23 protein-coding genes are annotated in these 24870 nt (G+C 64.3%); 3 read left to right on the top strand and 20 right to left on the bottom strand.

Translation table 11 applies throughout. The annotated features are described in order from the left end of the window. Window positions 1-52: 52 nt before the first annotated feature. The 8 genes from EB815_RS17760 to EB815_RS17725 form a co-directional block, all read right to left on the bottom strand. Window positions 53-997, bottom strand: a complete 945-nt coding sequence (locus EB815_RS17760; RefSeq protein ID WP_056572147.1) for a sugar ABC transporter substrate-binding protein — start codon at window positions 995-997, stop codon at window positions 53-55. Window positions 998-1053: 56 nt separating this feature from the next. After that, window positions 1054-1968, bottom strand: coding sequence for a sugar phosphate isomerase/epimerase family protein (locus EB815_RS17755; RefSeq protein ID WP_056571731.1), 915 nt, complete (start codon window positions 1966-1968; stop codon window positions 1054-1056). A gap of 56 nt (window positions 1969-2024) precedes the next feature. Next, a complete protein-coding gene (locus tag EB815_RS17750; protein WP_056571727.1) occupies window positions 2025-3110 on the bottom strand; it encodes a Gfo/Idh/MocA family protein in 1086 nt (361 codons plus the stop codon). 35 nt (window positions 3111-3145) lie between these two features. Next, on the bottom strand, window positions 3146-4207 hold the full coding sequence (locus tag EB815_RS17745; protein ID WP_056571724.1) for an ABC transporter ATP-binding protein: 1062 nt from the start codon (window positions 4205-4207) through the stop codon (window positions 3146-3148). 3 nt (window positions 4208-4210) lie between these two features. Further along, window positions 4211-5302 (bottom strand): ABC transporter ATP-binding protein, encoded by a 1092-nt coding sequence (locus EB815_RS17740; RefSeq protein ID WP_056571721.1) that lies wholly within the window; start codon window positions 5300-5302, stop codon window positions 4211-4213. Continuing rightward, the gene (locus tag EB815_RS17735; protein ID WP_056571718.1) at window positions 5299-6258 is read right to left on the bottom strand and encodes a carbohydrate ABC transporter permease; all 960 of its coding nucleotides are present in this window, start codon (window positions 6256-6258) and stop codon (window positions 5299-5301) included. Before EB815_RS17735 ends, EB815_RS17740 begins: the two co-directional genes overlap by 4 nt. Then, window positions 6255-7115 carry a carbohydrate ABC transporter permease gene (locus EB815_RS17730; RefSeq protein WP_056571715.1) on the bottom strand — a complete coding sequence of 287 codons (861 nt, stop codon included), beginning with the start codon at window positions 7113-7115 and terminating at the stop codon, window positions 6255-6257. Before EB815_RS17730 ends, EB815_RS17735 begins: the two co-directional genes overlap by 4 nt. 160 nt (window positions 7116-7275) lie before the next feature. Further along, entirely contained in the window at window positions 7276-8889 is a 1614-nt protein-coding gene (locus tag EB815_RS17725; RefSeq protein ID WP_056571712.1) for an extracellular solute-binding protein, read from the bottom strand. A gap of 357 nt (window positions 8890-9246) precedes the next feature. On the opposite strand from EB815_RS17725, the gene EB815_RS17720 reads away from it, so the two are divergent. Then, entirely contained in the window at window positions 9247-10275 is a 1029-nt protein-coding gene (locus tag EB815_RS17720; protein WP_056571709.1) for a LacI family DNA-binding transcriptional regulator, read from the top strand. A gap of 42 nt (window positions 10276-10317) precedes the next feature. Here EB815_RS17720 and EB815_RS17715 read toward each other — a convergent pair whose 3' ends face one another. From EB815_RS17715 to EB815_RS17685, 7 genes are all read right to left on the bottom strand, one after another. Next, window positions 10318-11337: an aliphatic sulfonate ABC transporter substrate-binding protein gene (locus EB815_RS17715; RefSeq protein ID WP_056571706.1), complete on the bottom strand. Its 1020-nt coding sequence runs from the start codon at window positions 11335-11337 to the stop codon at window positions 10318-10320. A gap of 31 nt (window positions 11338-11368) precedes the next feature. Further along, entirely contained in the window at window positions 11369-12241 is an 873-nt protein-coding gene (locus EB815_RS17710; protein ID WP_081294887.1) for an ABC transporter permease, read from the bottom strand. A 10-nt stretch (window positions 12242-12251) separates the two neighbouring features. Next, the gene (locus EB815_RS17705; RefSeq protein ID WP_056571703.1) at window positions 12252-13088 is read right to left on the bottom strand and encodes an ABC transporter ATP-binding protein; all 837 of its coding nucleotides are present in this window, start codon (window positions 13086-13088) and stop codon (window positions 12252-12254) included. A gap of 14 nt (window positions 13089-13102) precedes the next feature. Then, window positions 13103-13429 carry a 4Fe-4S dicluster domain-containing protein gene (locus tag EB815_RS17700; protein WP_056571701.1) on the bottom strand — a complete coding sequence of 109 codons (327 nt, stop codon included), beginning with the start codon at window positions 13427-13429 and terminating at the stop codon, window positions 13103-13105. Continuing rightward, window positions 13426-15051 carry an FAD-dependent oxidoreductase gene (locus tag EB815_RS17695; protein ID WP_056571698.1) on the bottom strand — a complete coding sequence of 542 codons (1626 nt, stop codon included), beginning with the start codon at window positions 15049-15051 and terminating at the stop codon, window positions 13426-13428. The genes EB815_RS17700 and EB815_RS17695 overlap by 4 nt, the downstream gene beginning before the upstream one ends. A 39-nt stretch (window positions 15052-15090) precedes the next feature. Next, window positions 15091-15687 carry a thioredoxin family protein gene (locus EB815_RS17690; protein ID WP_056571695.1) on the bottom strand — a complete coding sequence of 199 codons (597 nt, stop codon included), beginning with the start codon at window positions 15685-15687 and terminating at the stop codon, window positions 15091-15093. Between the two features lie 238 nt (window positions 15688-15925). Then, window positions 15926-16867, bottom strand: coding sequence for a heme/hemin ABC transporter substrate-binding protein (locus EB815_RS17685; RefSeq protein ID WP_056572144.1), 942 nt, complete (start codon window positions 16865-16867; stop codon window positions 15926-15928). 182 nt (window positions 16868-17049) lie between these two features. Here EB815_RS17685 and EB815_RS17680 point away from each other — a divergent pair, with 182 nt between their 5' ends. Together EB815_RS17680 and EB815_RS17675 are read left to right on the top strand one after the other, a co-directional pair. Beyond that, the gene (locus tag EB815_RS17680) at window positions 17050-19176 is read left to right on the top strand and encodes a TonB-dependent hemoglobin/transferrin/lactoferrin family receptor (protein WP_056571692.1); all 2127 of its coding nucleotides are present in this window, start codon (window positions 17050-17052) and stop codon (window positions 19174-19176) included. Between the two features lie 2 nt (window positions 19177-19178). Further along, window positions 19179-20264 (top strand): siderophore-interacting protein, encoded by a 1086-nt coding sequence (locus tag EB815_RS17675; RefSeq protein ID WP_056571689.1) that lies wholly within the window; start codon window positions 19179-19181, stop codon window positions 20262-20264. Between the two features lie 92 nt (window positions 20265-20356). On the opposite strand, the gene EB815_RS17670 is transcribed toward EB815_RS17675, so the two are convergent. The 5 genes from EB815_RS17670 to EB815_RS17650 form a co-directional block, all read right to left on the bottom strand. Then, the gene (locus EB815_RS17670) at window positions 20357-20797 is read right to left on the bottom strand and encodes an aconitase X swivel domain-containing protein (protein WP_056571686.1); all 441 of its coding nucleotides are present in this window, start codon (window positions 20795-20797) and stop codon (window positions 20357-20359) included. Further along, complete coding sequence (locus EB815_RS17665) at window positions 20794-22044, bottom strand: aconitase X (RefSeq protein WP_056571683.1); 1251 nt, start codon at window positions 22042-22044, stop codon at window positions 20794-20796. Before EB815_RS17665 ends, EB815_RS17670 begins: the two co-directional genes overlap by 4 nt. A 73-nt stretch (window positions 22045-22117) precedes the next feature. Then, the gene (locus tag EB815_RS17660) at window positions 22118-23185 is read right to left on the bottom strand and encodes an ABC transporter ATP-binding protein (protein WP_056571680.1); all 1068 of its coding nucleotides are present in this window, start codon (window positions 23183-23185) and stop codon (window positions 22118-22120) included. Next, window positions 23185-23973, bottom strand: coding sequence for an ABC transporter permease (locus EB815_RS17655; RefSeq protein ID WP_056571677.1), 789 nt, complete (start codon window positions 23971-23973; stop codon window positions 23185-23187). The genes EB815_RS17660 and EB815_RS17655 overlap by 1 nt, the downstream gene beginning before the upstream one ends. Then, entirely contained in the window at window positions 23973-24836 is an 864-nt protein-coding gene (locus EB815_RS17650; RefSeq protein ID WP_056571674.1) for an ABC transporter permease, read from the bottom strand. The genes EB815_RS17655 and EB815_RS17650 overlap by 1 nt, the downstream gene beginning before the upstream one ends. Window positions 24837-24870 lie beyond the last annotated feature (34 nt).

Genomic DNA, 24870 nt, shown 5'->3' with positions numbered 1-24870 from the left:
TTGAACCATGCTTGAAAGACGCCCGCCGCTTTCGCAGCGGGCGCTGCTTTTATCATTTCTTGTCGTAGAGCTTCAGGATCGGGTCGACGCTGGAGGCGTCGTAGAGACCGAAAGTGTGGATGTCGTAGCCGATCGGCTCACCCGATGCGGCCAGCCCGAGCAACGCCACCGGCATGAAGCCTTGCGCCGACGGGTACTGCCAGGCGGCAGCGTTGACGAAGCCGTCCTTGACGGCCTGCGCCGTCTCCTTGGAATTGCCCCAGCCGACGACCGGGATCTTGCCGGCCGGCACGCCGGCACCGTCGAACACCCGCTTCACGCTGGCCGCCACGGAATCGCCGAGCGCGATGATCGCCGGCGGATTGTTGGCCACCATATAGTCGGTCATCTTGGCGATGATGCCGGCCGGATCGGTGCCGCAATCGACGACGTCGTATTTGATCCCCAACGGATCGAAAACGCTTGCGATGCCTTCCGTCTCCAACTGCTGATAACTGGCGCCGGGAACTTCCACCGGCAGGAACACCTTGTCGCCCTGCTTCACCATCTTGTGGTCGACCAGGTACTTGGCCCAGACCGCGCCGGCTTCCTTGAGGTCGGCGCCGACATAGGCCTGGCGGCCCGTCGCCGGATCGTCGGTGTTGAAGAACACGATCGGGATGCCGGCAGCCTTTGCAGCCTTGACCTCCTCTGTCCAAAGCCCCGGCTGCGCCGAGGTTGTGGCGATACCGTCGGGCTTGGCGGCGAGCGCCGAGTTGAACGCCTCTTTCTGCGCCGCCATGTCGCCACCGCTGAAAGAGATCTTGCAGGTCACCTTGAGCTGGTCGCAGGCCTTGGTCGCGCCGGCGTTCCAGTCGATCCAGAACGCATCCGAGGGGCCGCCATGCGACAGCAGATAAAAGGTCTTCTGGCCCTCCGCCGCCTGCGCCGTCGTGCCGAGGGCCACGCCGGCGAGCACCGTCGCCGCGGCCGCCAATTTCCAAGCGAATTTCAACATTCTTTCCTCCCTTGTTTGGAGCCGAGCGGCCGCGAACCGGCAGCGCGAAACAATCATCAAAGGCCGTTGGCGCGGAATTTCCCGTCGAGGAATTTCTTGGCGCGCGGCACGTCGTCCTCCGACAGATGCTCGATGATCACCGGGATGTTCGGATGCTTCTCAGCCAGCCGCTTGAGATAGAGATCATAGTTCAGCGAGCCGAGGCCCGGCGCCGGCAGTTCGATCTCGCCGACGCCGCGGAACGTATGGCTTTCCATCGCATCGGCGTCGCCGATATCGGCGTGCTTCTCCGACTTGTCATCGCCCGAGCGCTTGACGTCCTTGGCGTGCGCGATCTTGATCTTGTCGGTCAGCGTGTCGAACACCTGGTTCAGGATCTGGTCCATCCTGTCGATGTTGTGCGTCTCGAAATAATTGGTGGGGTCCATCAGCAAGCCAAGGCCGGGGTGGTCGACCTGCGCGAACATCCTCACCGTCTCCTCGACCGAGCCGACGACGTTGTTGACATAGGTTTCGAGCAGGAAGACCGCGCCGTGGTCATAAGCCGTCTGCGCGAGGTCCGCGATCACCTTGCGGCATTCCTCGAAACCTTCCTCGGTCTTGTTCTTGGGATGATGGACCCAGTCGGATTCGGTGTTGTAGGTGCCGGTCTCCGAGATCACGTAAGGCGAACCGAAATGACGGGCGTTGCGGATGATCTCCTTGAGATAGCCGACGCGCTTGTCACGCTCGGCCTTGTCCGGATGGATGATGTTGGTGTAGCCCGACACGCAGCAGACCGGCAGGTTGTGGTCGCGGAAGACGTCGCGGACCTTCTTCGCCTTGTCCTGCGTGATCTGTCCGGCCGACAGGTCGACATCCTTGAAGTGGAGATCGAGCTGCACCGTGTTGAAACCGAGGCCGCGGATCTTCTTCGCCGTCTCTTCGAGGCCGTACGGGAAATAGCCCGTGAAAATACCTGCCTGCATCATGATCTTGAATTCCTCCCTGTAAGCGATTCAGTTGTCTGGTGTTTCGGTTGCGGTGATCAGATAGCGATTTCGGAAAGCTTGACCGTTCGGCCCGATGCCATCGAGCGGTATCCCGCCTCGACCAGCGCCATGGTCTTGACATTGTCAGCGACGGAGAGCGCGGGCGGCGTGCCGGTCTTCACCGCGTGCTGCAGCTGCTCCATCACGCCGATGAAGGCATGCGGGAACCACATCGTGTCCCAGCCTGGGCTGACCCATTCGCCGCCGGTGGTTTCCGCGGAGGCATAGGTCAGCGTCGAGGCCGCACCCGTCGGCCAGCCGATCGTGCCCTTGGCGACACCCTTCGTGCCGTCGACGCGCCAGTTGATGTGCTGGTCGTCCTTGTATCCCTCCTGGCGCGGGCCGGACCAGACATCCTCGAGCGAAACCGCGAGCACGCCGGACGGGAAACGCAACGTCGAGACGGTGATACCGTCCAGATGGTCGAATGTCGTGCGCGGATCCTTGCGCGTCAGCGTCGTGATCTCGTCGGGATCGCCGAACAGGAAGCGCAGCACGTCGAGATGATGCACGCTCATATTGGCGAGCGTCAGCCGGTCGTAATCCTCGAGGAAGGTCTGCCAGTGCGGGATGGCGTGCATGTCGATCTGCGCGAAGACAATGTCGCCGAGCGCGCCGCTGTCCATGATCTGCTTCAAGACGCGCATCGACTGGTCGTAGCGCATGTTCTGGTTGACCGAGAGGATCTTGCCGGCCTTCGCCGCTTCATCGCGCAGCTTGACGGCTTCCTCGACCGACAGCGCCAGCGGCTTCTGCGCCAGGATTGCCTTGATGTGCTTCTGCTTCAGCGCGTGGCGGATCAGCGCCGGCTGCAGATCGGGCGGGAAGGCAAGGTCGATGATCTCGACATTCGTGTCCTCGATCAGCCGTTCCGGCGTGTCGTGCACGGTCGGGATGCCCCAGCGCGTGGCGACCTTCTGCGCATTCGCCCGCGTGCGCGACGCAATCGCCACGACTGGAAAGCCGGCCTCCTTGTAGGCGGCGAGATGGCACTCCGCCATGATCATGCCGGCACCGACGCAACCGATCCTGTATTCCTTTGTGCGGACCTTCACGTCCGGTTCGAAGCCTTTGGCTGCCATGTCTTCCTCCCGAAATTCTGTCCTTGCGGCCGCAATCATCTCGACAACGCGCCTCCGCTCTGTCCGAAATAATGCACGCGGGTGGCCTCGCAGGATATCGCCACCATGGCGTCAGGCCTGATGTCGGGCTGGCCGCGCAACAGCGCCTTCAGCCGCGCTTGCCCGGCAGCGAGTGTCACGACGGTGTAGCCGCCGAGCGGCTCGACTTCGAACACCCGCGCCGGGCGGCCCGAGCCCCCGTCCGCCCAGGGTCTGACCTTGATGTCTTCCGGCCTCAACCCGATCTCGACGGCATCAGCAGGAGCAGTCTTGTCGGCAATCCGGATCGTGCCTTCAGCCGCCTCGACACCGCCCTCGCCGCGCGCCGATTTCAGGATGTTCATGACAGGCGAGCCGAGCAGCCGCGCCACATAGGTGCTGGCCGGCCGGTCATAGATCTCGGCCGGCGCACCGATCTGCCGGATCTTGCCATTCTCCAGTATGGCGATGCGGTCGGCGATCGACATCGCCTCTTCCTGGTCGTGGGTGACATAGATCAGCGTCTTGCCGAGTTCGCGCTGGATCCGCTTCAGCTCGACACGCGTCTCCTCGCGAAGCCTGGCATCAAGCGCCGAGATCGGATCGTCCATCAGATAGGCGTTGGGATCGCGCACCAGCGCACGCGCGATCGCCACGCGCTGCCGCTCGCCACCCGAAAGCTGCGCCGGCGGCTTGTGCAGGATGTGGCCGATATGCAGCTTGGCCGCGACGTCGGCGACGCGCTTTTTGATCTGGAGCTCGGCGACGCCGCGTTCGACCAGCGGAAAGCGCACATTGTCGAGCGCGCTCATATGCGGGAACAGCGCCAGGTTCTGGAACACCATCGCCACATTGCGCTCGGCCGGCGATACCGTGTTGACCGGTCTGCCGCCGATCAGGATTTCTCCGGCGTCCGGGCTCTCCAGCCCGAGCACCAGGCGCAGCATCGTCGACTTGCCCGATAGCGGCGGCCCGAAGAAGCAGAAGAACTCGTTGTCGTTGACGGTGAACGACGCATCGTCCACGGCGAGCGTTGCACCGTATCGTTTCGTCACGTTGCGGAAGACGATGTCGGCCATGGCTCAATCCACCCTCATCGCAAGGCCGCTGGCGGCATCGAAGATGCGCACCGACGCCGCCGTGGGCGCGACAACCGCTGTTTGTCCGATCGAGAGCCCGACATCATTGTCGAAGACCGCCTTCACGGCGCCCTCGCCCTGGCCGAGATGGACGATTGTGCGCGCGCCGATGCGCTCGACGAAGGTGACAGGCATGGCAAGACCGCGGCCGTCCTGCGCCAGGGCCACCTGCTCCGGCCGGAAGCCGTAGAGCACGTCACCACTGGCACCGCGCAAGGTGGCCGCCAACTCGTCCGGCAGCGGCGGCGTGATGCCCAGCGGCCCGAGATCGACGACAAGCCCGCGATCACTCTCCGCCGGCTTGCCCTTGAGCAGGTTCATGCCCGGCGCACCGATGAAGCGGGCGACGAAGACATTGACCGGATTGTTGTAGACTTCGAGCGGCGTGCCGACCTGCTGCAGAACGCCGTGGTCCATGACGGCGATGCGGTCGGCCATGGTCATGGCTTCGAGCTGGTCGTGGGTGACATAGACCATGGTCTGCCTGAACTGGCGCTGCAGCTGCTTCAGCTCGGTGCGCATGACGGCCCGGAAGGCGGCATCGACATTGGACAGCGGCTCGTCGAGCAGGAAGATCGCCGGCTCCATGATCGCCGAGCGGCCGATCGCCACGCGCTGCAAGATGTTGACCGACAGCCGGTCGGCCTTGCGGTCGAGCAGCGGCGTCAGCTGCAGCAGCTCGGCAATGGCGCCGACGCGTCGGTCGATCTCGGTTTTCGCCGCACCGCGCATTCTTGGCCCGTAGGCCAGGTTCTGGCGCACCGTCATATGGGTGAAGATGGCATAATTCTGGAAGACGAAGCCGACGCCGCGCCGGCCCATCGGCACGCCGGCCATGTCGCGCTCGCCAAACAGGATCTTGCCGCTGGTCGGCTCTTCCATGCCGGCGATCATGTTCATCGTGGTCGACTTGCCGCAGCCGGATGGCCCGAGCAGCGCCATGAACTCGCCATCCGCTATGTCGAGGTCCATCGTCTTCAGCGCGGTGAAGTCGCCGAATGTCTTGGTGAGATTGCGCAGCTGGATCGCGCTCATGCCGCCACCTGCCCTGCCCGCGCCATGCGCTTCATGGCGAACACGGCGACGACGGAGAGGACGATCAGGATGGCCAGCGCGATCGCCGCCACATAACCCCAGATCAGGTCCTGCGTCGTGACCTTGTAGATGTAGACCGAGATCGTTTCCGTGGCGACGCCGGGACCACCGCCGGTCATGATGTAGAGCGTGTCGAAGATCTTGAAGTTCTCGATCACGCGGATCGCCAGCGCGATGATGATGATGGTCTTCATCTTCGGCAGCACGATGGTGACGAAGCGCTGCCAAGGATTGGCGCCGAGCAAGGTAGCCGCCTTGATCTGGTCCTCCGGCACGCCGACCAGGCCGGCAAGCAGGATCAGGAACATCAGCGGCGTCCATTGCCAGATATCAGCGATCATCACCGCGATCAGCGCCAGCGTCGGGTCCGACAGCCAGGCGATGGTGACCTGTGTACCTGATATGGCGGACAGGATGTCGTTCACCGGGCCGCCGGACTGGAACAGCATGAAGAACATGTAGCCGGCCACCGCCGGCACCACCATCATCGGCGTCAGCAGGATCGAATAGAAGATGCGCTTGCCCGGAAAATCGTCCGCGAACAGCGTCGCCAGCGCCAGGCCCAGCAGGAATTCGGCCGGCACGCAGACGATCATGACGATCGCCGTGCGCTTCAGCGCGCTCCAGAAGCGCGCATCGGCGGCAAGGTCCGTATAGTTGGCAAAGCTGTTCCACATCTCCCAGGCATTCCACCAGCCGAGGCCCGAAAGCGGCGACCAGTCGGTGACGCTGATGTAGAGCTGCATGAGCAGCGGAAAGACCGAGATGAACAGCACCAGGATCTGCGCCGGCAGCGTCAGCCGGAAGCCCAGCTTTGCTCCTTCATCGCGCGGCGCCGGCTTTGCCTGGACGGCCTTCATCGCGTCCTCCGAAATCGTGGCAATCACCGCGCTCATTGCTTGAGCGCTCCAAAAGTCAGCCCGCGCACCAGATGGCGCTGGATGGCGATGCCCATGATGACCGGCGGCACGGCGGCGATGAGCCCCAGCGCTGCCTTGGCACCATAGAGCTGGCCGGTCATCGAGGACGACAGCGAGGCCATGTAGACGGGGATCGTCACCCATTCGCGCGTCGTCAGAAGCAGCGCGATCAGATAGTCCGACCAGTTGAGGATGAAGACGAAGAGGGCAGCACTCGCGAGCGGCGCGCGCATCATCGGCAGCGTGATGCGGGTGAAGACGCGCAGCCGCGAGCAGCCTTCGACCAGGGCGGCTTCCTCGATCTCGCGCGGCATGTCGTCGAAGAAGGTCTTCATCAGCCAGAAGGCGAACGGCAAGGTGACGATGCCGTAGATCAGGGCCAGCCCCCACCAGCTGTCGGTGAAGTTCAGGAACGACCACATGATCATGACAGGGATCATCACCGCCATCGGCGGAAACAGCCTGAGCTGGATCAGCGCCAGCGGCAGATTCTGTCCGGAGCCGAAGCGCGACAGGCCGTAGGCAGCGGCCGTGCCCGCCGACATGGCGATCGCGGTGCCGAACACCGCCGAGAGCAGCGACGACAGGATCGGCTTCAGCGCGGTGCGGTCGAGCGCCACGATCAAATTGTTGGTGGATTCGCCGAAGACGAACTGGAAATTGCTGAGTGTCGGGTTCTTCGGCCACCAGGTCAGGTCGACACCGGTCGCCGACCATTCGGCGATCGGCTTGAAGGCCATCGACACCATCCACAGGATCGGCACCAGCGTCACCGCCATCGCCGCGAGGATCGCAGCGTAGCGGAATATCTCGAAAGGAACGGAACGCTTCATCTGGCTGCTTTTGCTGGTGGCGTTAGAGGGAGCATGATCTCTGGACAAACGGAAAACCGTTTGTCCGAGAAAACCGGGTCCCACTTTTTCGGGATCATGCTCTGGTGCGGAGGGGAAGAGCTTTCGCCCCTCCCCTCCGGCTCTGATCCAGGGAGACGGATCAGCTGATCGGATCGAGAACGGTCGGCCAGGCCTCCTTGTTGGTTCTGATGGCTTCGAGCAATTTGTCCTCGCCGATCCGCCGGGCGATCTTCTTCCACTCGGCTTCGGTGTCGGCCATCGCCTGTTCAGCGGTCTTGGCCTTGGTCAGCGAGGCCATGAGGTTTTCGTCCAGGGCGTTGTGGAAGGCGGTGGCGCCGGGATAGTTGATGGTCGGCACCGTGCGGGCGACGGTCTCGCGCACCACATCCATGTGGTAGGCATGATAGGTCTGGCGCACCAGCGGATCGGAGAAATCCGAAAGCCGGAACGGATCGAGATAGCCGCCGGGATTGGCGCTCATCCAGGCATAGATGCGGGCCGAGCCCAGCCATTGCAGCAGGAGGTAGGCGACTTCCTGGTTTTTCGACTGCGACGAGACCATGCCGGTCAGCGAGAACCACAGCACCGAGCGGCTGATCAGTTTGCCGTCGATCTCGCGTCCCGGCGGCAGCATCGTGCCGATCTTGCCGGTGACGGCCGAATCCTTGTTGCCGGCATTGTCGAGGAATTTCGGCAGATTGGAGAAGGCGCAGGTCATTGCGGCACCCCCCTTGGCGAAATTGCCATACTGCTCCGGCCAGCCCCATGAGATCGCATCCGGTGAATGATGGACGAGCGATTCCACATATTCGTTGGTGGCGGCGATGCCGTGTTCGGAATTGATCAGCGGCTTGCCGTCGTCGCCGAACAGGAACTGGTTGGGCGAGGCCATCGAGACATAGCGCTGGTACCAGTTGGTGTAGCCCCAACCCTGGTTGCGCAGGTCGGTCGAGCCGAACAGGCCCTTGTCGGGGCGCTGGAAGAAGGCGGCGATGTCGCTGTGCTGCTTCCAGGTCTTCGGCGGCGCCAGGTCGTAGCCGTATTTGTCCTTGAAGGCCTTCTGCTCGGCGGCGCCGCCGAACAGGTCGGTGCGGTAGACCCAGGTCTGGAAGTCGCCGTCGAGCGACACGCCATAGTTCGAGCCGCGATATTTGTTGAGCAGCGACACGCCCTTGGCGCCGTCGACATAGCCGGTCTTGGGATCGTCCCACTCGGGCTTGTACTGGGCGACGAAGTCGTCCAGCTTGGCGATGCCGCCGGTCTCGGCGAGGTCGCCGAGGCGGTTCCATTCGGTTGAATAGATGTCGTAGGCCCCACCCTTGGTGGAGATATCCTGCATCGTCTTGGTGAATTCCTGGCCGTTCGGCAGGCCGACGATCTCGATCGGAATGCCGGTTTCCTTTTCCCACAGCTCCTTGATCGATGGCGCGCCGGCCGGGAAAGGCTGCGTCAGCTGGCCGATCGAGCCGTCCGACAGGCCGAGCACGATTCTAGCCGGCGCCTTGCCTGCGCCCTTCAGCGCCTTGGCGGCCTCGATGGCGCGGCCTTCCGGTGTGTCCGCGCCGTATTGATAACGCTCGGCGCCCTCGAAACCGGTCGGGCCGCCGATCATGCCAGGCGCCAGCGCGTCGGCCGCAAAGGCGCGGCCGGGACGAATGAATTGCGGTGCGATGCCGGCCGCGGCCACGAACGCCGCCGCCTTTCCTCCGGACGCCAGCAATCGGCGTCGCGATATGCGGATCAGATCAGACATTGGAATTCCTCCCTCAGGGCTCAATGTTTCCTCCACGAGCCCATGAGGGATATTGACGGCAGTATCGGAAGGCTGTCAACATCATAAATAATCAAAACACCTCACAACATCGCAATAAGGCGAGGAAATGCGTCATACCAAGGTCCATGCATCGCTCCTGATGCCTCGAATTGATGGGAAATGTGCTTTCCCATCCCGGCTCCGAACCGTCAGGCGACCTGATTTAGCCCGGCGGCTTGCGCTTCGGCCAAGGCCGGATACATCATTTCCCATCAGAATCGCGGATAGCGGGTGCCGTCGCCATCATGCCGGCGGCCGGCATTGCACGATCTTGATGCATTGAGGAGATGAAAGACGGTGCGTTCCACCCTGACTGACATAGCCCGGGAAGCTGGCGTTTCCGCAGCCACCGTCGACCGCGTGCTCAACAACCGTCCCGGCGTGCGGGCGCGCACGCGCGACATCGTGCTCGAAATGGCGCAGCGCCTCGGCTACATCGCCGAAAGTCCGAACGGGGCACCGCCGAGGCCCTCATCCGGCGAGGTCATGAGGCTCGACTTCGCGCTGCCGGCCGGCACCAACTCCTTCATCAAGATGCTGCACCGCCACATCGAGGCACAGGCCCTGGCGCGCCCCGATCTCGACGTGCACATCGCCACGATTGAAGGCTTCAATCCAGACCGGCTTGCCCGTCTGCTGCAGGATCTGCGCGGCCAGACGCAAGGCGTCGGCGTCATCGCGCTAGACCATCCAACGGTACGCGAGGCGATCCGCTCGCTGTCGGCCAATGACGTCAAGGTGGTGACCATCGCCTCCGACATCCTGCATGTGCCGAGGGTCGCCTATATCGGCATCGACAACCGTGCCGCGGGTCGCCTGGCCGGCTATCTGCTCAAGCGTTTCATGGGCCCGGAACGTCCCGGCAAGGTGGCGCTGTTCGCCGGCTCGCTGTCTTATCGCGGCCATGAGGAACGCGAGATGGGGTTCCGGCACATATTGACCGAGGAATCCCCCAATCTCGAGATCGTCGAGATGCGCGAGATGCTCGACGACCGCGAAAAGGCCTATTCGGAGGCATCGGCGCTTCTGGAGCGGCACCCCGACCTTGCCGCGATCTACAATGTCGGCGCCGGCAACACCGGCATCGCACGCGCGCTCAAGGAGCGCGGCCGTGCGCAATCCATGGTCTTTCTCGGCCATGAGGTGACGGACGGCACCAAGGACCTGCTGCTCGACGGCACGCTCGACGCGGTCATCGACCAGAACCCGCGCGTCGAGGCCCGCGAAGCACTCAACACCTTGACCCATGCGGTCCGGGGGCTCCCCTATGAATTGCACCAGCCCAGGCTGCAGGTGATCTTCAAGGAGAACATCCCGGAAATCTGACGGATCGGGACGAGCGGCGCAGCGCCGCCCGACGCTTCTGACTTACTGGACGGCGGCGACCTGCGCGGCGGCGGCGTCGACGAAACTCTTGTCGACCCATTTGCCGTAGTCGATCGAACCCTTCAAAAGCCCGGCGCCAGCCATGAATTTCTCCTCGCCCTTCAAGGCGTCGATGGCGTCGTCGGTGAGTTTGGGATCCTGGTGGAACACGCCGTCGGCATAGGTCTTGCGCACTGACTTCTCCGACGATTTGGTCGCCTCGACAAAGGTCTTGATCGTCTCGTCGGGATGCGCGTCGGCCCAGCGCGAAATCTCGATATCGACCTTCAGCAGCCGCTTGACCAGGTCGGGATATTTCGCCGCGAAAGCGCCGTTGACCGAGATGACGTTGGGCACGTTCCACTCCGGATGCGTGCTTGTGTCGAACAGCACCCGCGCCTCGCCGGTGTCGACCAGCTTGGCCGCTGTCGAGTCCGTCTCGACGATGGCGTCGATGTCGCCGCGCAATAGCGCGGGGCCGGAGGCCTCGAAAGGCAGGTTCAGCCCCTCGACGTCATTCGTGGTCAGGCCGACGCTGTTCAGCGCCTTGCTGAAATTCGAATGCCTCACCGTGCCGGTGAGATAGGCGACCTTCTTGCCCTTGAGGTCCTGCAGGGTCGTGAGCGGCGAGTTGGCCTTGACGACGACGTAGGAGCCGCCCGCCCTGACATAGCTCGACAGGCCGATCAGCTTGACATCGGCGCCGGACGCGGCGACGCGCAGCGCCGGGTTGTTGCCGGTATAGGTCACCTCGATGGCGCCGGTGGCCAACGCCGTCGTCGCCTCCGAGCCGCCATTGAAGGTCACCAATTCAACCTTGATGCCGTCCTTGGCGAATTCCTTGTCCCACCAGCCATCCTTCTGGGCGAGGATGAATTTGAGATGCCCGGGCGCGGTGCTGCCGATGCGGATCACATCGGGCTTGTCCTGCGCGAAGGCGGGCATGCCGCCAAGGCCAATGACGACGGCAATGGCGCCCTTCAGGAGCAGCCGGCGAAATCCATCGAATGCGATGCTGGTCATGGGAAAATCCTTCCTGATTGGAATGAATGGCTTAAATGAGCGAAGACTCGGACTGGCCTTTCCAGGCGGTCGCCCAGCGCTCGAACCAGACGAGCAGGTAGTTGACGGTCAGCCCGATGACGGTGAGCGTCAGGATGCCGGCATACATGTCGCCCGTCTCCATCATCAGCTGCGAGTTCTGGATGAGGAAGCCGAGGCCGGATTTGGCCGCCAGCATCTCGGCGCCGATGACAGCGAACAGCGAGGATTTGACCGCCAGCCGCGCGCCGGCGACGATCGAGGGAATGCTGGCCGGCAGGATGACTTTGCGGAACAGGTCGAAGTCGGACGTGCCCATCGAGCGTGCCGCCTTGATCAGCAGCGGATCGACCGATTTGACGCCGCTGATCGTGTTGACCAGCAGGAAGAACACCGAGGAGTAGAAGGTGATGGCCACCTTCGATTCCTCGCCAATGCCGAGCAAAAGAATGAACACCGGCAGCAGCGCGAATTGCGAGGTGTTGCGCAGCGTCTGCACCAGGAGGTCGCTGACCTTCTCGAACAGCGCATAGCGTCCCATCAAGAGGCCGAGCGGAATGGCCACCACCACGCCGAGCGCGAAACCGATCGCGGCGCGCTGCAGGCTGATGCCGATATGTTCGATCAGCACGCCCGAGGCGAGCAGGTTCCACCACGCCACCATCACCTCGCTCAGCGGCGGAAAGAAGATGCGGTTGAGCCAGCCGAGCCGCGGCGCGATCTCCCACAGCAGGAAGAACAGGCCGAGCAGCGGCAAGCCGTAGACGAAAGTGCCGAAATGCGCGCTCTTCCTTCGGGCCTTGGCGGCGCGGCCAGCCCTTGGCGCCGCCCCGGCAACGCCGCGAAAACCGATGGCGGGGCCAAGCTTTTCGGTCAGGTAGGCCATGGCTAGCTCCTCAATGGCTGAAGGCTGGCGACAGCGTCCAGTCCTTCTGTGCCTTGTTGACCTCGTCGCGCAGCACGTCCCAGACGCGGGCGCGGTAATCGTTGAAGGCGGTGCTGGCGCGGATGTCGCCGTCGCGTGGCCTCGGCAGGTCGATGTCGATGATCTCCTTGACCGCGCCTGGCCGCGCGGTCATCACCACCACCCGGTCGGCGAGGAAGATCGCCTCGTCGATGGAGTGGGTGACGAAAATGATCGTCGTCTTGATCTTGCCCCAGATCCTGAGCAGTTCGCCCTGCAGCAGTTCGCGCGTCTGCTGGTCGAGAGCGGCGAAGGGCTCATCCATCAACAGCACTTCAGGGTTGCTGGCCAGCGCCCGCGCGATTGCCACGCGTTGCTGCATGCCGCCGGAGAGCTGGTTAGGGAAACGGTCCTCGAAGCCGGCAAGGCCGAATAGCGACAGCAGGTGACGGGCGGTGGCCGTACGCTCGGCCTTGGCGACGCCGCGCACCTCCAGCGCGTATTCGATGTTGGCCAGCGCCGTGCGCCAGGGGAACAGCGCATACTGCTGGAAGACATAGCCGGTCTTGGGATCAGGCCTGGTGATCCGCCTTCCGTCGAGCTGGACGTCCCCGCCGGTCGCCTGCGTCAATCCGCCGATGATGTCGAGCAGCACCGATTTGCCGGAGCCGCTCGGCCCGACCAGCGTGATGAACTCGCCCTTGCGGATGGACAGATCGACGCCGTCGAGCACGGTGACGCGATCGGTCGCCTCGCCGTCGACGGTGACGAACTGCCCCGGCTTGAGCTGGAAGGTTTTCTTGATGTCGCTGACGACGATGCGGTCCATGATCTTGTCCCCTCCTATTGCGCCACGCGGATGTGGTGCGTCGGGTCGAATTCCGAGCCGCCGGCCTTGCCCCGCTTCCAGCCGAGCGCGCGAGCATAGGAGCCGAACAGAAGCCGCCCCTCGACTTCCGCCTCGCTGATGCCGGTCGGCCCTTCGGCGAATTCGGCCACGTAAAGCGCGTCGGTCGGGCAATAGATCTCACACAGGAAGCAGGTCTGGCAGTCGTCCTGTCGCGCGATAATGGGGGCACCGTTGTCGGTCGCGTCGAAGACATTGGTCGGGCATACCTTGACGCAGATGTCGCACTCGATGCAGCGCGTGGCGGAGACGATCTCGATCATGACGCCAGCTCCGCGAGCCGCTCGGGCGCGCCGGCAATGCGGAACGCGTCCACGCCGGTGATCACCAGCCGGTGCGCCAGATCAGGGCTCTTGCCCGGCACGTCGGTGCGGCGGTGCATGCCGCGGCTTTCGGTGCGATGCAGCGCGGCAGCCACCGACCAGCGCCCGGCCGCGGCGATCGATGCCGCCTCGCGTGTGCGGACCCGATCCAGCCCCTCGCCCTGCAGATGGTCTCGCACATCGCGCCAGAGGCTCTCCAGCCGCTCCCGGCTCTTATCGAGACCGGCACCGCTGCGGAAGAAATTCCCCTCGAGCGGCGTCACCTCGTTGCGCACGGCGTCGATGACCTCGCCCGCCGCAATGTCGGCGCGCGGCGATGCTGCCGGCCTCAAGCCGGCCTGGCCGAGCGATTGCACGGTGCCGCGAAACGCCTTGCCGCCGCGACGCTTGGCATGGATCGAGGCGCCCTTGCCCGCCCACCAGCCGCTGGCCAGCGCCCAGGATGAGTTGACGGCGCCGCCGCCGGAAACCGCGCCGGTCATGATTTCGCGGCTGGCCGCGTCACCGGCTACATAGAGGCCGGGCACGCCGGTGGCGCAATCGTCGGAGACGATGTCGACGCCGCCCGTGCCGCGCACCGTGCCTTCGGCGCGCAAGGTGATACGGAACAGCTCGGTGAACGGGTCGATGCCGGCGCGGTCGTAGGGCACGAAGCAATTCGGCTGGCCCTGGCGCAGCCAGCCCTGCAGCGCCGGCTCGGCCTGGTCGAGCCGCGCATAGACCGGACCATCGATCAGCGCGCGCGCCACTTCTTCCTCGCGGTCGCCAATGCCGTTGCGCAACGGCTCGCCTGTCGGCCCGAGGATCGGCGAACCATCCTCGCGATGGAACGAGGCCCAGCGGAACGGCAACCCCTTGTTGAGCGAGGAGCCGTACGGTGCCAGCGTGTATTTGCCGGTGAACTCCATGCCCGACAGGCTGGCTCCTGCCTCCGCCGCCATCAGATAGCCGTCACCGGTCAGGCCGGTGCCGCCGAGGATGCGCTCGCGGAAAGCGCAGCCGCCGGTCGCCAGTACCACTGCATTGGCATCGACGCGCCAGTCATGGCCCGCCTGCCGGGCAACGCCGGCGGCACCGACGATGGCATCGCCGTCCGAAAGCAGTTCGAGTGCCGGGTGATGGTCGAGCACGGTGACACCGGCCAGAAGCACGCGGCGGCGCATGAAGCGCATGTAATCGGGACCGCGCAGATTGGCGATGTAGAGCCGGCCGTCCTCCTCGCTGGGGAAGGGATAACCCCATTCGGAAAGCCTGAGCAGGTTGCGGTAGGCAGTGTCGACGCAGCGCAGCATCCAGCGCTGGTCGGCGAGCTCGCCGGTGCGCTGCCAGCGCCGCTCGACCACGGCATGCCTGTTGTCGCCCGGCGGCACGCACCATGTGCCTGTGTTGGACGGCGCGGTGGCGCCGCTGGTGCCGAGATAGCCCTTGTCGGCCAACACAACCTTGGCGCCGCTCTCAGCCGCCGCGACCGCCGCCCAGGCCGCGGACGGCCCGCCGCCGAGCACCAGCACATCGGCCTGCAGATGCAAGCTGTCGGACACGGATCGTTGTGGCTGGGGCATGGCTACTCGGATATCGATTCAAGGCAGGCCGCGGCCGCTTCAGGCGGCACGGGCCGCGCCCGCGAACCACACCGGCTCATTGCCGGCGCTCCATTTGATGTTGCAGCCGATCGACGGCACCTGATCGGCCGCAGGCCTGCCGCCCTCCAGCACCGTATCGACCGCGACGCGCAGATCCGCACCCGTTACCGGCTTGCCATTGCCCGGCCGCGCATCGTCGAACTGGCCGTGATAGGCCAGCCGGCGATCGGCGCCGAACAGGAAGAAGTCGGGCGTGCAGGCCGCGCCATAGGCCTTGGCCGCCTGCTGCGAGGCGTCCTTGAGATAGGGGAAGGAATAACCGAATTTATCGACTTCCTCACCTATGCGGGCGAGCGTCTCCTCGGGGTGCGCCTCATGGTCGTTGGCGTTGATCGCCACCACCTGCAGCCCCTTGGCCGCATAATCCCTGGCGAAGGCGGCGAGTTGCTCGCGGATCAGCACGACGAAAGGGCAGCGGTTGGAGATGAAGGCGACGAGCAGGGCCGGCCTGGCGTCGAAATCGGCCAGCCGGTGCAATACGCCCTGCGCGTCGGGCAACAGGAAGTCCGCCGCCTTGGTGCCAAGCTCGATCGGATTGGATTCTGTCTTCGGCATCGATGCGCTCCCTTTTCCACCTGTTTCACGGGCCATGCCACAGGCGCGCTGGGCGCCCACAGTTAGTCTATGAATTTAGTAGAATTATAGGCTGGAGAACGCGTTTACGGTCAACCGCAAGGACTAGAATATCGTGCCAATGTTCCAGGCCGGACCGGCAAGTTTGTGCGGGAAGCAGCCAATCCGGAGAAATTCGGCGAATGAGGCGTCATCTGCGGATCAAGGGTTGGTGCCGGCATCACCCTTCCGGATAAAGCGCCTTCGCCAGGTCGCGGATCGCATCCGATGTACGCGGGCCAAAGCCGATCATGTAGGCGCCGTCGAGCACGATCAGCGCCTTGTTGGCCGCCGCTGGCGTAGCCGCCAGCGCGCGGTTTGAGAAGACCTGCTCCGGCGTCGGCCCGCCCTTGCCGTCGCTCATCATCAGGATCACATCGGGCGCCATCTCCACCAGTTTCTCTTCCGAGGCGGCCTTGTAGCCTTGCACGACATCCATCGGATTGAGGCCGCCGGCATAGCGGATGATGGCGTCGGCCGAGGTGCCGGCGCCGGCGGCGCTCAACTTCACCAGCCCATGGAAGAACACCACTTTCTTGCGCCGCTCCAGCGGGATTTTCTCGGACAGCTCGGCGGCGGCCTTGAAGGCGGCGAGCACCTCGGAGGAAACCGCCCTGCCCTTGTCCTCGAGCCCGAGCGCGGCGGCAATCAGCGTGATCTTGCGTTCGATGCCTTCTGGCGTGTTGTCCTGCGGGACGAAGACGATCGGGATCGCCAGCGACTTCAGCACCTCCACCGCTTCCGGCGGTCCGCTGTCCTCGGCCGCCAGGATCAGATCGGGACGCAGGCCCGCCAGCCCTTCCACCGAAAGCTGGCGGCGATAGCCGACATTGGGCTTCTCGGTCACCTCGGGCGGATATTTGCTACCTCGGTCGACCGCGATGATGCGCTCGCCGGCGCCAAGCACATGGACGATCTCGGTGACATCGGAGCCAAGCGTCAGGATTCTCGTTGCCGGCCCCGGCGCGACAGTTCGTCCCAGCGCATCGACAACGCTCTCGGCGGCCAGCGCCTTGAAGCCGCAGGACGGTGCCAGCACCGACAGCGCCAGAAACAGCATCGCCAGGGTCCTGCCCCGCTGGAACCATGGACCCCGCCTGCCCTCGCCTACGCTGCCCTGCATCGTTTCACTCCTGTCCATTTGCCTTTTCGATGACTGGCTTGGCCTATAAATTTAAAGTTGACTCTTGTCATCATGTTTTAATATGTGACCTCTGCCCGGACCGTTTGGGTCGAGGGATTCCAATCATGCCAGCCAGGGCCGTTCAGCCACCGCCAGCAGTTTGCATTTGCTTGGGGGCTTGCATGACAACGACAACAAACACGACCTTGATGGCCAGCACCGCGCTCGCCTTCGTGCTCGGCCTCTGCGCCGTGCCTTTCGCCAACGCGCAGGAACAGGAACAGGAGAAAAAGGCCGCCGCCAAGAGCGACCGCCTGGCGCCGGCCACTGCCAGGCAGAGCCAGCCCGCGACCATGCTCGACGTGATCACCATCTCGGCGACGATGATCAAGACCGCCGTCATCGAATCGATGGCCGCCATCAGCGCCGTCGACCAGGATGAGCTTGACCGCATTCAACCCGACACCGCCGCCGACATTTTCCGCACCACGCCCGGCGTCGCCGCCTCGATGAATGGCGACGACCCGGCGACCGCCATCAACATTCGCGGCCTGGAACAGTATGGCCGCGTTGTCGTCACGCTGGATGGCGCCCGCCAGGATTACTGGCGCGTCGGCCATGGCTCCGGCTCGTTCTATGTCGAACCCGACCTGATCAAGGAAGCCACCGTCATTCGCGGCCCGGTGTCGAACGCCTATGGTTCGGGCGGCATCGGTGGCGTCGTCTCCTTCGAGACCAAGGACGCCGGCGATTTTCTCAAGCCGCAGGAGAGTTGGGCCCTGAGCGAGAAGCTCGGCTATGAAGACAATGGCGACGGCTTCACCACCAGCACCACCGGCGCTTACCGATTCAGCGATGATGCCGACATCATCGGCAACCTCATCTATCGCGACCGCGACAGCTACACCGACGGCAATGGCGACACCGTGCCATGGACCGGCGAGCGCGTGACAAGCGGTTATCTGAAGACGACGCTGCGTCCGGCCGACGGCCATGAGCTGAAGCTCGGCGCCATCCTGCAGCGCTATAACGACCAGATAACCGGTTCGAGCGGCTCGACCTCGCCGACACTGAGCCGCTACGACACCAACACGACCAACCAGACCTACACCGCCGCCTACACCTGGAAGCCTGACGACAACGACCTGATCGACCTCAGCGCCAACGCCTATCACAACCGCACCCGCGCCGAGCAGACGCAGGCCTGGCCCACCTCGGCGATCGGCAATTTCCGCTTCTACGATGTCGCGACATCAGGCTTCAACGTGAAGAACTCCTCGCGCTTCGACGCCTGGGGCATAGCCCACACGCTGACCTATGGGCTCGACTATTACTATCTCGAGGCCTCCTCGGAAGCCGCGCATTTCGGCGCCGGCGAACAGCAGGGTTATGGCGGCTTCCTGCAATGGCAGGGCGAATACGAGAGCTGGCTGCAGGTGATCACGGCCCTGCGCTATGACGGCTACCAGCTCGACGGCGAGACCCGCTCCGTGCCGCCGGAACAGGCGTCGATCTCCGGAGACCGCTGGTCGCCGCGCCTGACCGTAGGTGTCACGCCGTTCGAAGGCCTCCAGCTGTACGGCACCTACTCCGAAGGCTACCGGGCACCGGGCCTGCAGGATGTCTTCCGGGGCGGCGGCGCGCATGGCGGCGCCGACAGCTACCGGCCCAATCTCCTGCTGCAGCCCGAAACGGCGAAGAACTGGGAGGCCGGTATCAACGTGAAGTACGATGATGTGCTGACGGCGGGCGACCGGCTGCGCGCCAAGGTCAACGTCTTCCGCACCGATGTCGAGGACTACATCGACGTCGACCTCACCGTCCTGCCGCGCACGGCAATCAACATTGGCGACGCGCGCCTCAGGGGTGTCGAGGCCGAGATGGTCTACGACTACAACTGGGGTTTCGTGAACCTCGCCGGCGCGCTGATCGACGCCAAGGTCGTCAGCGGGGTCTATTCCGGCCAGGCCTTGAACAACACGCCGCTCGACCGCTTCTCGGCCACGATCGGCTTGCGCATGCTGGAGGACCAGCTCACCGTTGGCGCGCAATATCTCAGCGTCGGCAAGATTACGCGCACCAGCCGCACCAATCCCAACGCCGTGCCGGTGGTCGACGACGGTTTCGACCTCGTCAATGTCTTCGCCAACTGGACCATCAACGACAATCTCAAGCTCGATTTCGGCGTCGATAACGTCTTCAACACCGCCTACACCGACCCGCAAAGCGCATGGTCGACCACGGCTGCAACGGAACAGGGCAAGGGCCGCACCTTCAAGCTGGCCCTCACCGGCAGGATCGGAGGATGACAATGAGCGAAGCATCGGTGCGTGAACTTGCCTGCGAGGCGCGGCTCAACCTGCGGCGCCTGCCGGACTACATGGACAGCATCAGCGACAGGCTGCGGAGCTTCGAGGCCGATGCCTTGCATCATGGCCGGCGCATCGATTTCCGCTTTGCCTTTGGCGGTGCCTCCATCGACATGGAGCAGTTGGTGATGCGGGCCAACGCGCCCGACCGCGACGGGCTCGCCCGCATCAAGGACCTGCTCGCCACGGCGGTCCAGGTCTACGCCAGGGAGGAAAACCCGGAGATCGTCTGGACCGGCGATCTCTCTGGCGAAACCTGCCTCGCCCAGTTCCGCGAGATGACGGTAAGAGAGGTTCGTGACCTCACCCCGCATATGCGCCGCATCCGTCTTGCAGGCCAGGACCTCGGTCGTTTCGCCAAGTTCGGCGGCATGCATATCCGCATGCTGTTCCCAACCAGGGAAGTGCCCGATCCGCTGTGGCCGATGCTCGGTGACAATGGCCTGCCGGTCTGGCCCGCTGACGACCGGCGCCCGGTGGCGCGCGTCTACACCATCCGCGCCCTCGACGTCGCCAGGGGCATCATGGATGTCGATTTCCTCGTCCATCCCGGTGACAGCGTCGGCTCCGCCTGGGCCATGCAGGCGGCGGCCGGGATGAAGGTCGGCATCATGGGACCGGTCGGCCGTCCGGTGCGGCAGGCTCAGTGGTATATCATGGGATCAGACGAAACCGGTCTTCCCGCGCTGGCGCGGCTGCTGGAAACGCTGCCGGCGCAAACCAGGGGCGTCGCCTTTGTCGAAATCGCCGACGAGCACGAGAAGCAGAAGATCGACAACGCCACGGGGATCGAACTGCACTGGCTGACAAGGGACGGCGTGCCGGCGGGCGAGGACAAGCTGCTGGCCGAGGCCGTTCGCTCGGTGGCATGGCCACAGGACGGCTCGACCTTCGGCTGGTTCGCGGCGGAAGCCGGTGCCGCCAGGATCGTGCGCGAATATTGGCGCGACACGCTGGGGTTGGGCCGGGACCGGACGCTGGCAGCGGCCTATTGGCGGCGCGGGGCCGCAGGGTTGATGGCCGGGTGAGATTTGAGATCCGTTTGATGGCAGTAAGCTGACAAGCGTTGGCGCTGCCCCTCATCTGCGATGAGGGGCAGTGCTGACTTTCAACGATTTTCTCAGACCCTGCTGACGATCGCCTCGCCATCCGGCCCGATAGCGATAGCAATCCCGTCACCAGAAACAATCTCAGCTATTTCACACACCACCAGCGGCATATGGATATCGTAGAGAAACTCCGCCACGATCGCGCCAACCGCCAGGATCGGGTCCGGCCGCTCCAGAACAATGCCGGCCGGCGCCGTGCCACGACGGATCGCTTCGGCTAGCACCGAGGAGGAGGACGACGACCCCCGCCCGCCCGGCATGACCAGGATCTTGCCGGCCACGTTCTGGCCAAGGCCAGGATGCGAGTGATCGATGATCTCGCCGGTCTCGGCGTCGATGCCGCCCCAGAAACTGAGCGCCTGCGAAAACACCAAAGCCAGGCCTTCGGCCTCGCCGGCGAGTTGGAAAGCGCCCGGCCATTCGGCAACTCCACTTGCAGCCGATCGCGTCATGAACCACTCCTCACGACATGCCCGACCGCGGCGGAGCGGATGCAATCCCTCATGTCGGCGAAGGCGACGGTTACGCCGATATTGCCCGGCGCGTAATGCGCCCATTTGCCGGAGTTGGTCATCACCACACCGTCGAGCCGCTCGAGAATCGCGGTCACATAGGTGCAGGTGTCGGCGACCGGGATCAGGCCGAACGCTTCCATGCCGGCAAGCGCGCCTTCCGCCTGCAGCCGCGTCAGCGTCGCGCGCCCGGTGTTGACGTAGATCGGAATGCCCTTGCCGGGTGCTGCCTCGCGCAGCACCGGCAACAGGCGCATCCATTCCTCATGCGAGAAATGCGGCGTGCCCAGAGACACCGCCGCCAGCGGCGCTCCGTCCGGCACCGTCGACAGCCTGGCCAGCGCATCATCGATATCGGCGCGGGTGACGATGTTCGTCTCTTCCGGCGCCTGGCCGTGCAACGCTTCGTCGAGCGTCCCCGCTTCCGGCGTGATGCCGACCGCATGGAACAGCGCCACGGCGCCCGTCGTCGCGGCGGCCGCGCCCAGCGCCTTCAACTGATCCTCGTCGCGTGGCTTCGGCAGCCCCGATATGACCGGAATGCGGTCGCCACTGGCCTGACCGATGACCAGCCCGACGCCGACGAACAGGCCGTCGCCTGGTTCGGTCTCGGCGATGTTCAACTTGAACAGGATGCGGCCACGCCGGTTCTCGCTCAGATGCAGGCCCCAGGCTGGCGCGCGCCCGGTCATGGCGCAGCACAGATCGATGAAATCGCCATAGCGGTTGGTGCGCGCGCCGATCACCGAATTGGCGAAAACGATGGCGTTGGATTCGCCCCAGGCGATCTGCTGGCCGAATTCGGGCCGGAAGCGCGTCTGATAGGGCGCACAGGTGAAGGTCGCCTGGCAGCCGAGTTCCAGATGCGCCTTCATCAGCCGCCGCGCCGGCACCTCCTCGGCCGCCGGCATCTTCACCATGCCCGGATGGATGAGATCGAACGAGCCGACATTGAGCGTCGTCGGCACCTGCACGCGCCCGCCGCCCTCGACCAGCCGTTCGACGAAGTCGAGCCCGGCCTTGCCGTGATAGAGGCAGCCATCGATATGGGCACCCGAAATGTCGAGCAGGCCACGCGCGCCGATCGCGTTGGAAAAGGCGACGAGGATTTTCATGGCGGCGGCCGCGGATGGGCCTTGCTCGCCGTCGAGCATGGATCGGTCCTGCGCGGTCAGTTCAAGCGTCATCGGAATGCTCCGGACTTATGCCGGGCTATGCTGTTCCTTATTGCCCGCTGTCTGGCAAGAGCCAGAACGAGGATCAGCTCGCCGCGATCAGCACCGTGCTTTCCGGCGACCAGCGCAGCACCACATCCTGACCCTCCGCCAGCCTCTCAGCGCCGGTGTTCTGCACGATGACCTTCAACGTCTGGCCGGCGCGCTCGACAAAGTAGGTGCTGTTGTTGCCGGCGAAGATGCGCTTGGAGACCTGACCCTTCAGCATGTTCGCATTGGCCGCATCGGACGCCCCGCCATCCGTGGCAATGCGAATTCGCTCGGGCCGCACGGCGCAGCTCGCCTTGGCGCCGGCGGCAAGCGTTGCGCCCACGCCGGCGGCGATCGCCGTGCCGTCCGGCAGCCGGATGCCGTTGCCGGTCGAGTCGCCGCGAAAGATGTTTGCGTCGCCGAGGAAGGTGGCGGCGAACTCGCTTTTCGGCCGGTCGTAGATTTCCTCCGGCGGCCCCTCCTGTACCAGGCGGCCGTCGCGCAATATGCCGATGCGGTCGCTCATTGTCAGCGCTTCTTCCTGGTCGTGGGTGACGAAGATGGTGGTGATGCCGATCTCGCGCTGGATACGCTTCAGCTCAATCTGCATGTCGACGCGCAGCGCCTTGTCGAGCGCGCCCAATGGCTCGTCCAGCAGAAGCACACGCGGCTTGGTGACGATGGCGCGGGCAAGCGCGACACGCTGGCGCTGGCCGCCGGAAAGCTGGTGCGGGCGGCGGCCGCCGAGCTTGCCGAGTTGCACGAGGTCGAGCGCGCGCTGCACTTCGGTGGCAATCACCGCCTTGGCCTCACCGCGCACCGACAGGCCGAAGGCGACATTGTCGGCGACGCTCATATTGGGAAACAGCGCGTAGTTCTGGAACACCATGCCGATGCGGCGCTTTTCGACCGGCACGCGCTCGACGCTCTCGCCGCCGATGGAAATACGGCCGCTGTCGGGAAAATCGAAACCGGCGATTTGCCTGAGCAGCGTGGTCTTGCCGCTGCCCGATGGTCCGAGCAGCGCGTAGAAGCCGCCATCGGCGAAATCGATGGAGACATTGTCCAGCGCCTTGTGCGCGCCGAAGCTGCGGGAGACGTTCGCGACCTGGACGCCAGCCATTATTTCTCTCCGCCGAATTTGAAGAAGCGCGCCGTGAGCAGCATGAGCGCCATGGACACGACAATGATGATGGTCGAGACCGCGTTGATCTCAGGCGTGAAACCTTTGCGGATCGCGGCGTAGATTTCGACCGGCAGCGTCGTCTGGCCGGGTGTCGAGAGGAAGTAGGAAACGACGAACTGGTCGAACGACACGGCAAATGCAAACAGCCCACCGGCGATGACGCCCGGCATGATCCAGGGCAGCGTGACGCGATTGGTCACCTGCCACTGGTTGGCGCCGAGCGAGCGTGCCGCCTCTTCCAGTTCCGGCGCGAAAGTCTGCAGCCGGGCCGAGACGACGACGATGACATAGGGCAGCGCCAGCGCGACATGGCCGAGCAGGATGGCGAACAGGCCCCGCCCGATGCCGACGCCGAAGAAGAAGATCAGCATCGCCGTGCCGGTGATCAGCCACGGAATGGCGATCGGTGGAAACAGCAGCGCCTGCAGCACCTTCTTGCCGCGGAAATCATAGCGAAAAAGCGCCAGCGACGCCGCCGAGCCGAGCACGACGCTGATGAGCGTGGTGATGATTGCGATCTCCAGGCTGTTCCACGTGGCCGCGATCAGCTGGTCGTTCTGCCACAGCGAGGCATACCATTCCGTCGTCCACTCGAACGGCAGTTGGTAAAAGGGCGAGACGTTGAACGACATCAACGCCATGATGATGATCGGCAGATAGAGGAAGGCGAGCAGCAGGAAGATATAGATCCGGCCGAACCATTCGAGGATGCGGGTCGTCATCATCAAGCGGCCCTCCGCAACACAGGCGAGGCGATCGCCAGGATGACCAGCACGACCGCCAGCAGGATGAAGGACAGCGCGGCACCCAGCGGCCAGTTGAACACGGCGACGAACTGGTCCTCGATCACCGTGCCGTAGAAGGTGCCGGTGCGCCCGCCAAGGATGCGCGGCTCCATGAACGAGCCGACGACGGGAACGAAGATGAGCGCGGCCCCCGCCACCAGACCGGGCATCGACAGCGGGATGATCACGCGCTTGAGCACCTGCAGCCGCGAGGCGCCGAGCGAACGACCGGCCTCGATCAGCGAATCGTCGATCGCCTGCAAGGTGAGATAACAGGTCAGCACCATGTAGGGCACGTAGGAGTGCACAAGGCCGATGATGACGGCGGGATAGGAATACATCAGATCGATGTTGATCTTGAACGGCAGGACGGCGTTGAGCGCCGTATCGAGGATGCCACCCTCGCGCAGCACCATCGCCCAGGAGAATATCCGCACCAGCCCGTTCGACCAGAACGGCAGGATGACCAGCAGGAAGATCGCCTCGCGGCTGCGGCCTTTCAGCACCTTGGCCAGCACATAGGCGGCGGGATAGCCGATGAGGATGCACCATAGCGTCACTTCCAGGCCGAGCCTGAGCGAAGCGAGCAGCAGCGTCAGATAGAGGCTCTGCGAGAAGAAGGCGGCATAGTTGCCAAGCGTGAAAGCCCAAGGCTTCCCCGTCAGCGGCAGGTCGGTCATGAAGGAGAAGAAGACCATGGCAGAGAGCGGCAGGAAGATCGCCACCGTCAGCCAGAGATAGGCCGGCGCCAGCAGCGGCAGGGCCGATCTCAGCCCGCTGCGCGGCGCACCCTGCGCTGCCATGATAAGCCTCCTCCCCAGGATTGAGGGACCAGCC

The sequence above is a fragment of the Mesorhizobium loti genome (genome assembly GCF_013170705.1).
Taxonomy (GTDB): Bacteria; Pseudomonadota; Alphaproteobacteria; order Rhizobiales; family Rhizobiaceae; genus Mesorhizobium; species Mesorhizobium loti_D.
Note: the sequence above shows the minus strand (reverse complement) of the source record. Positions and strands in the feature narration are given on the sequence as shown.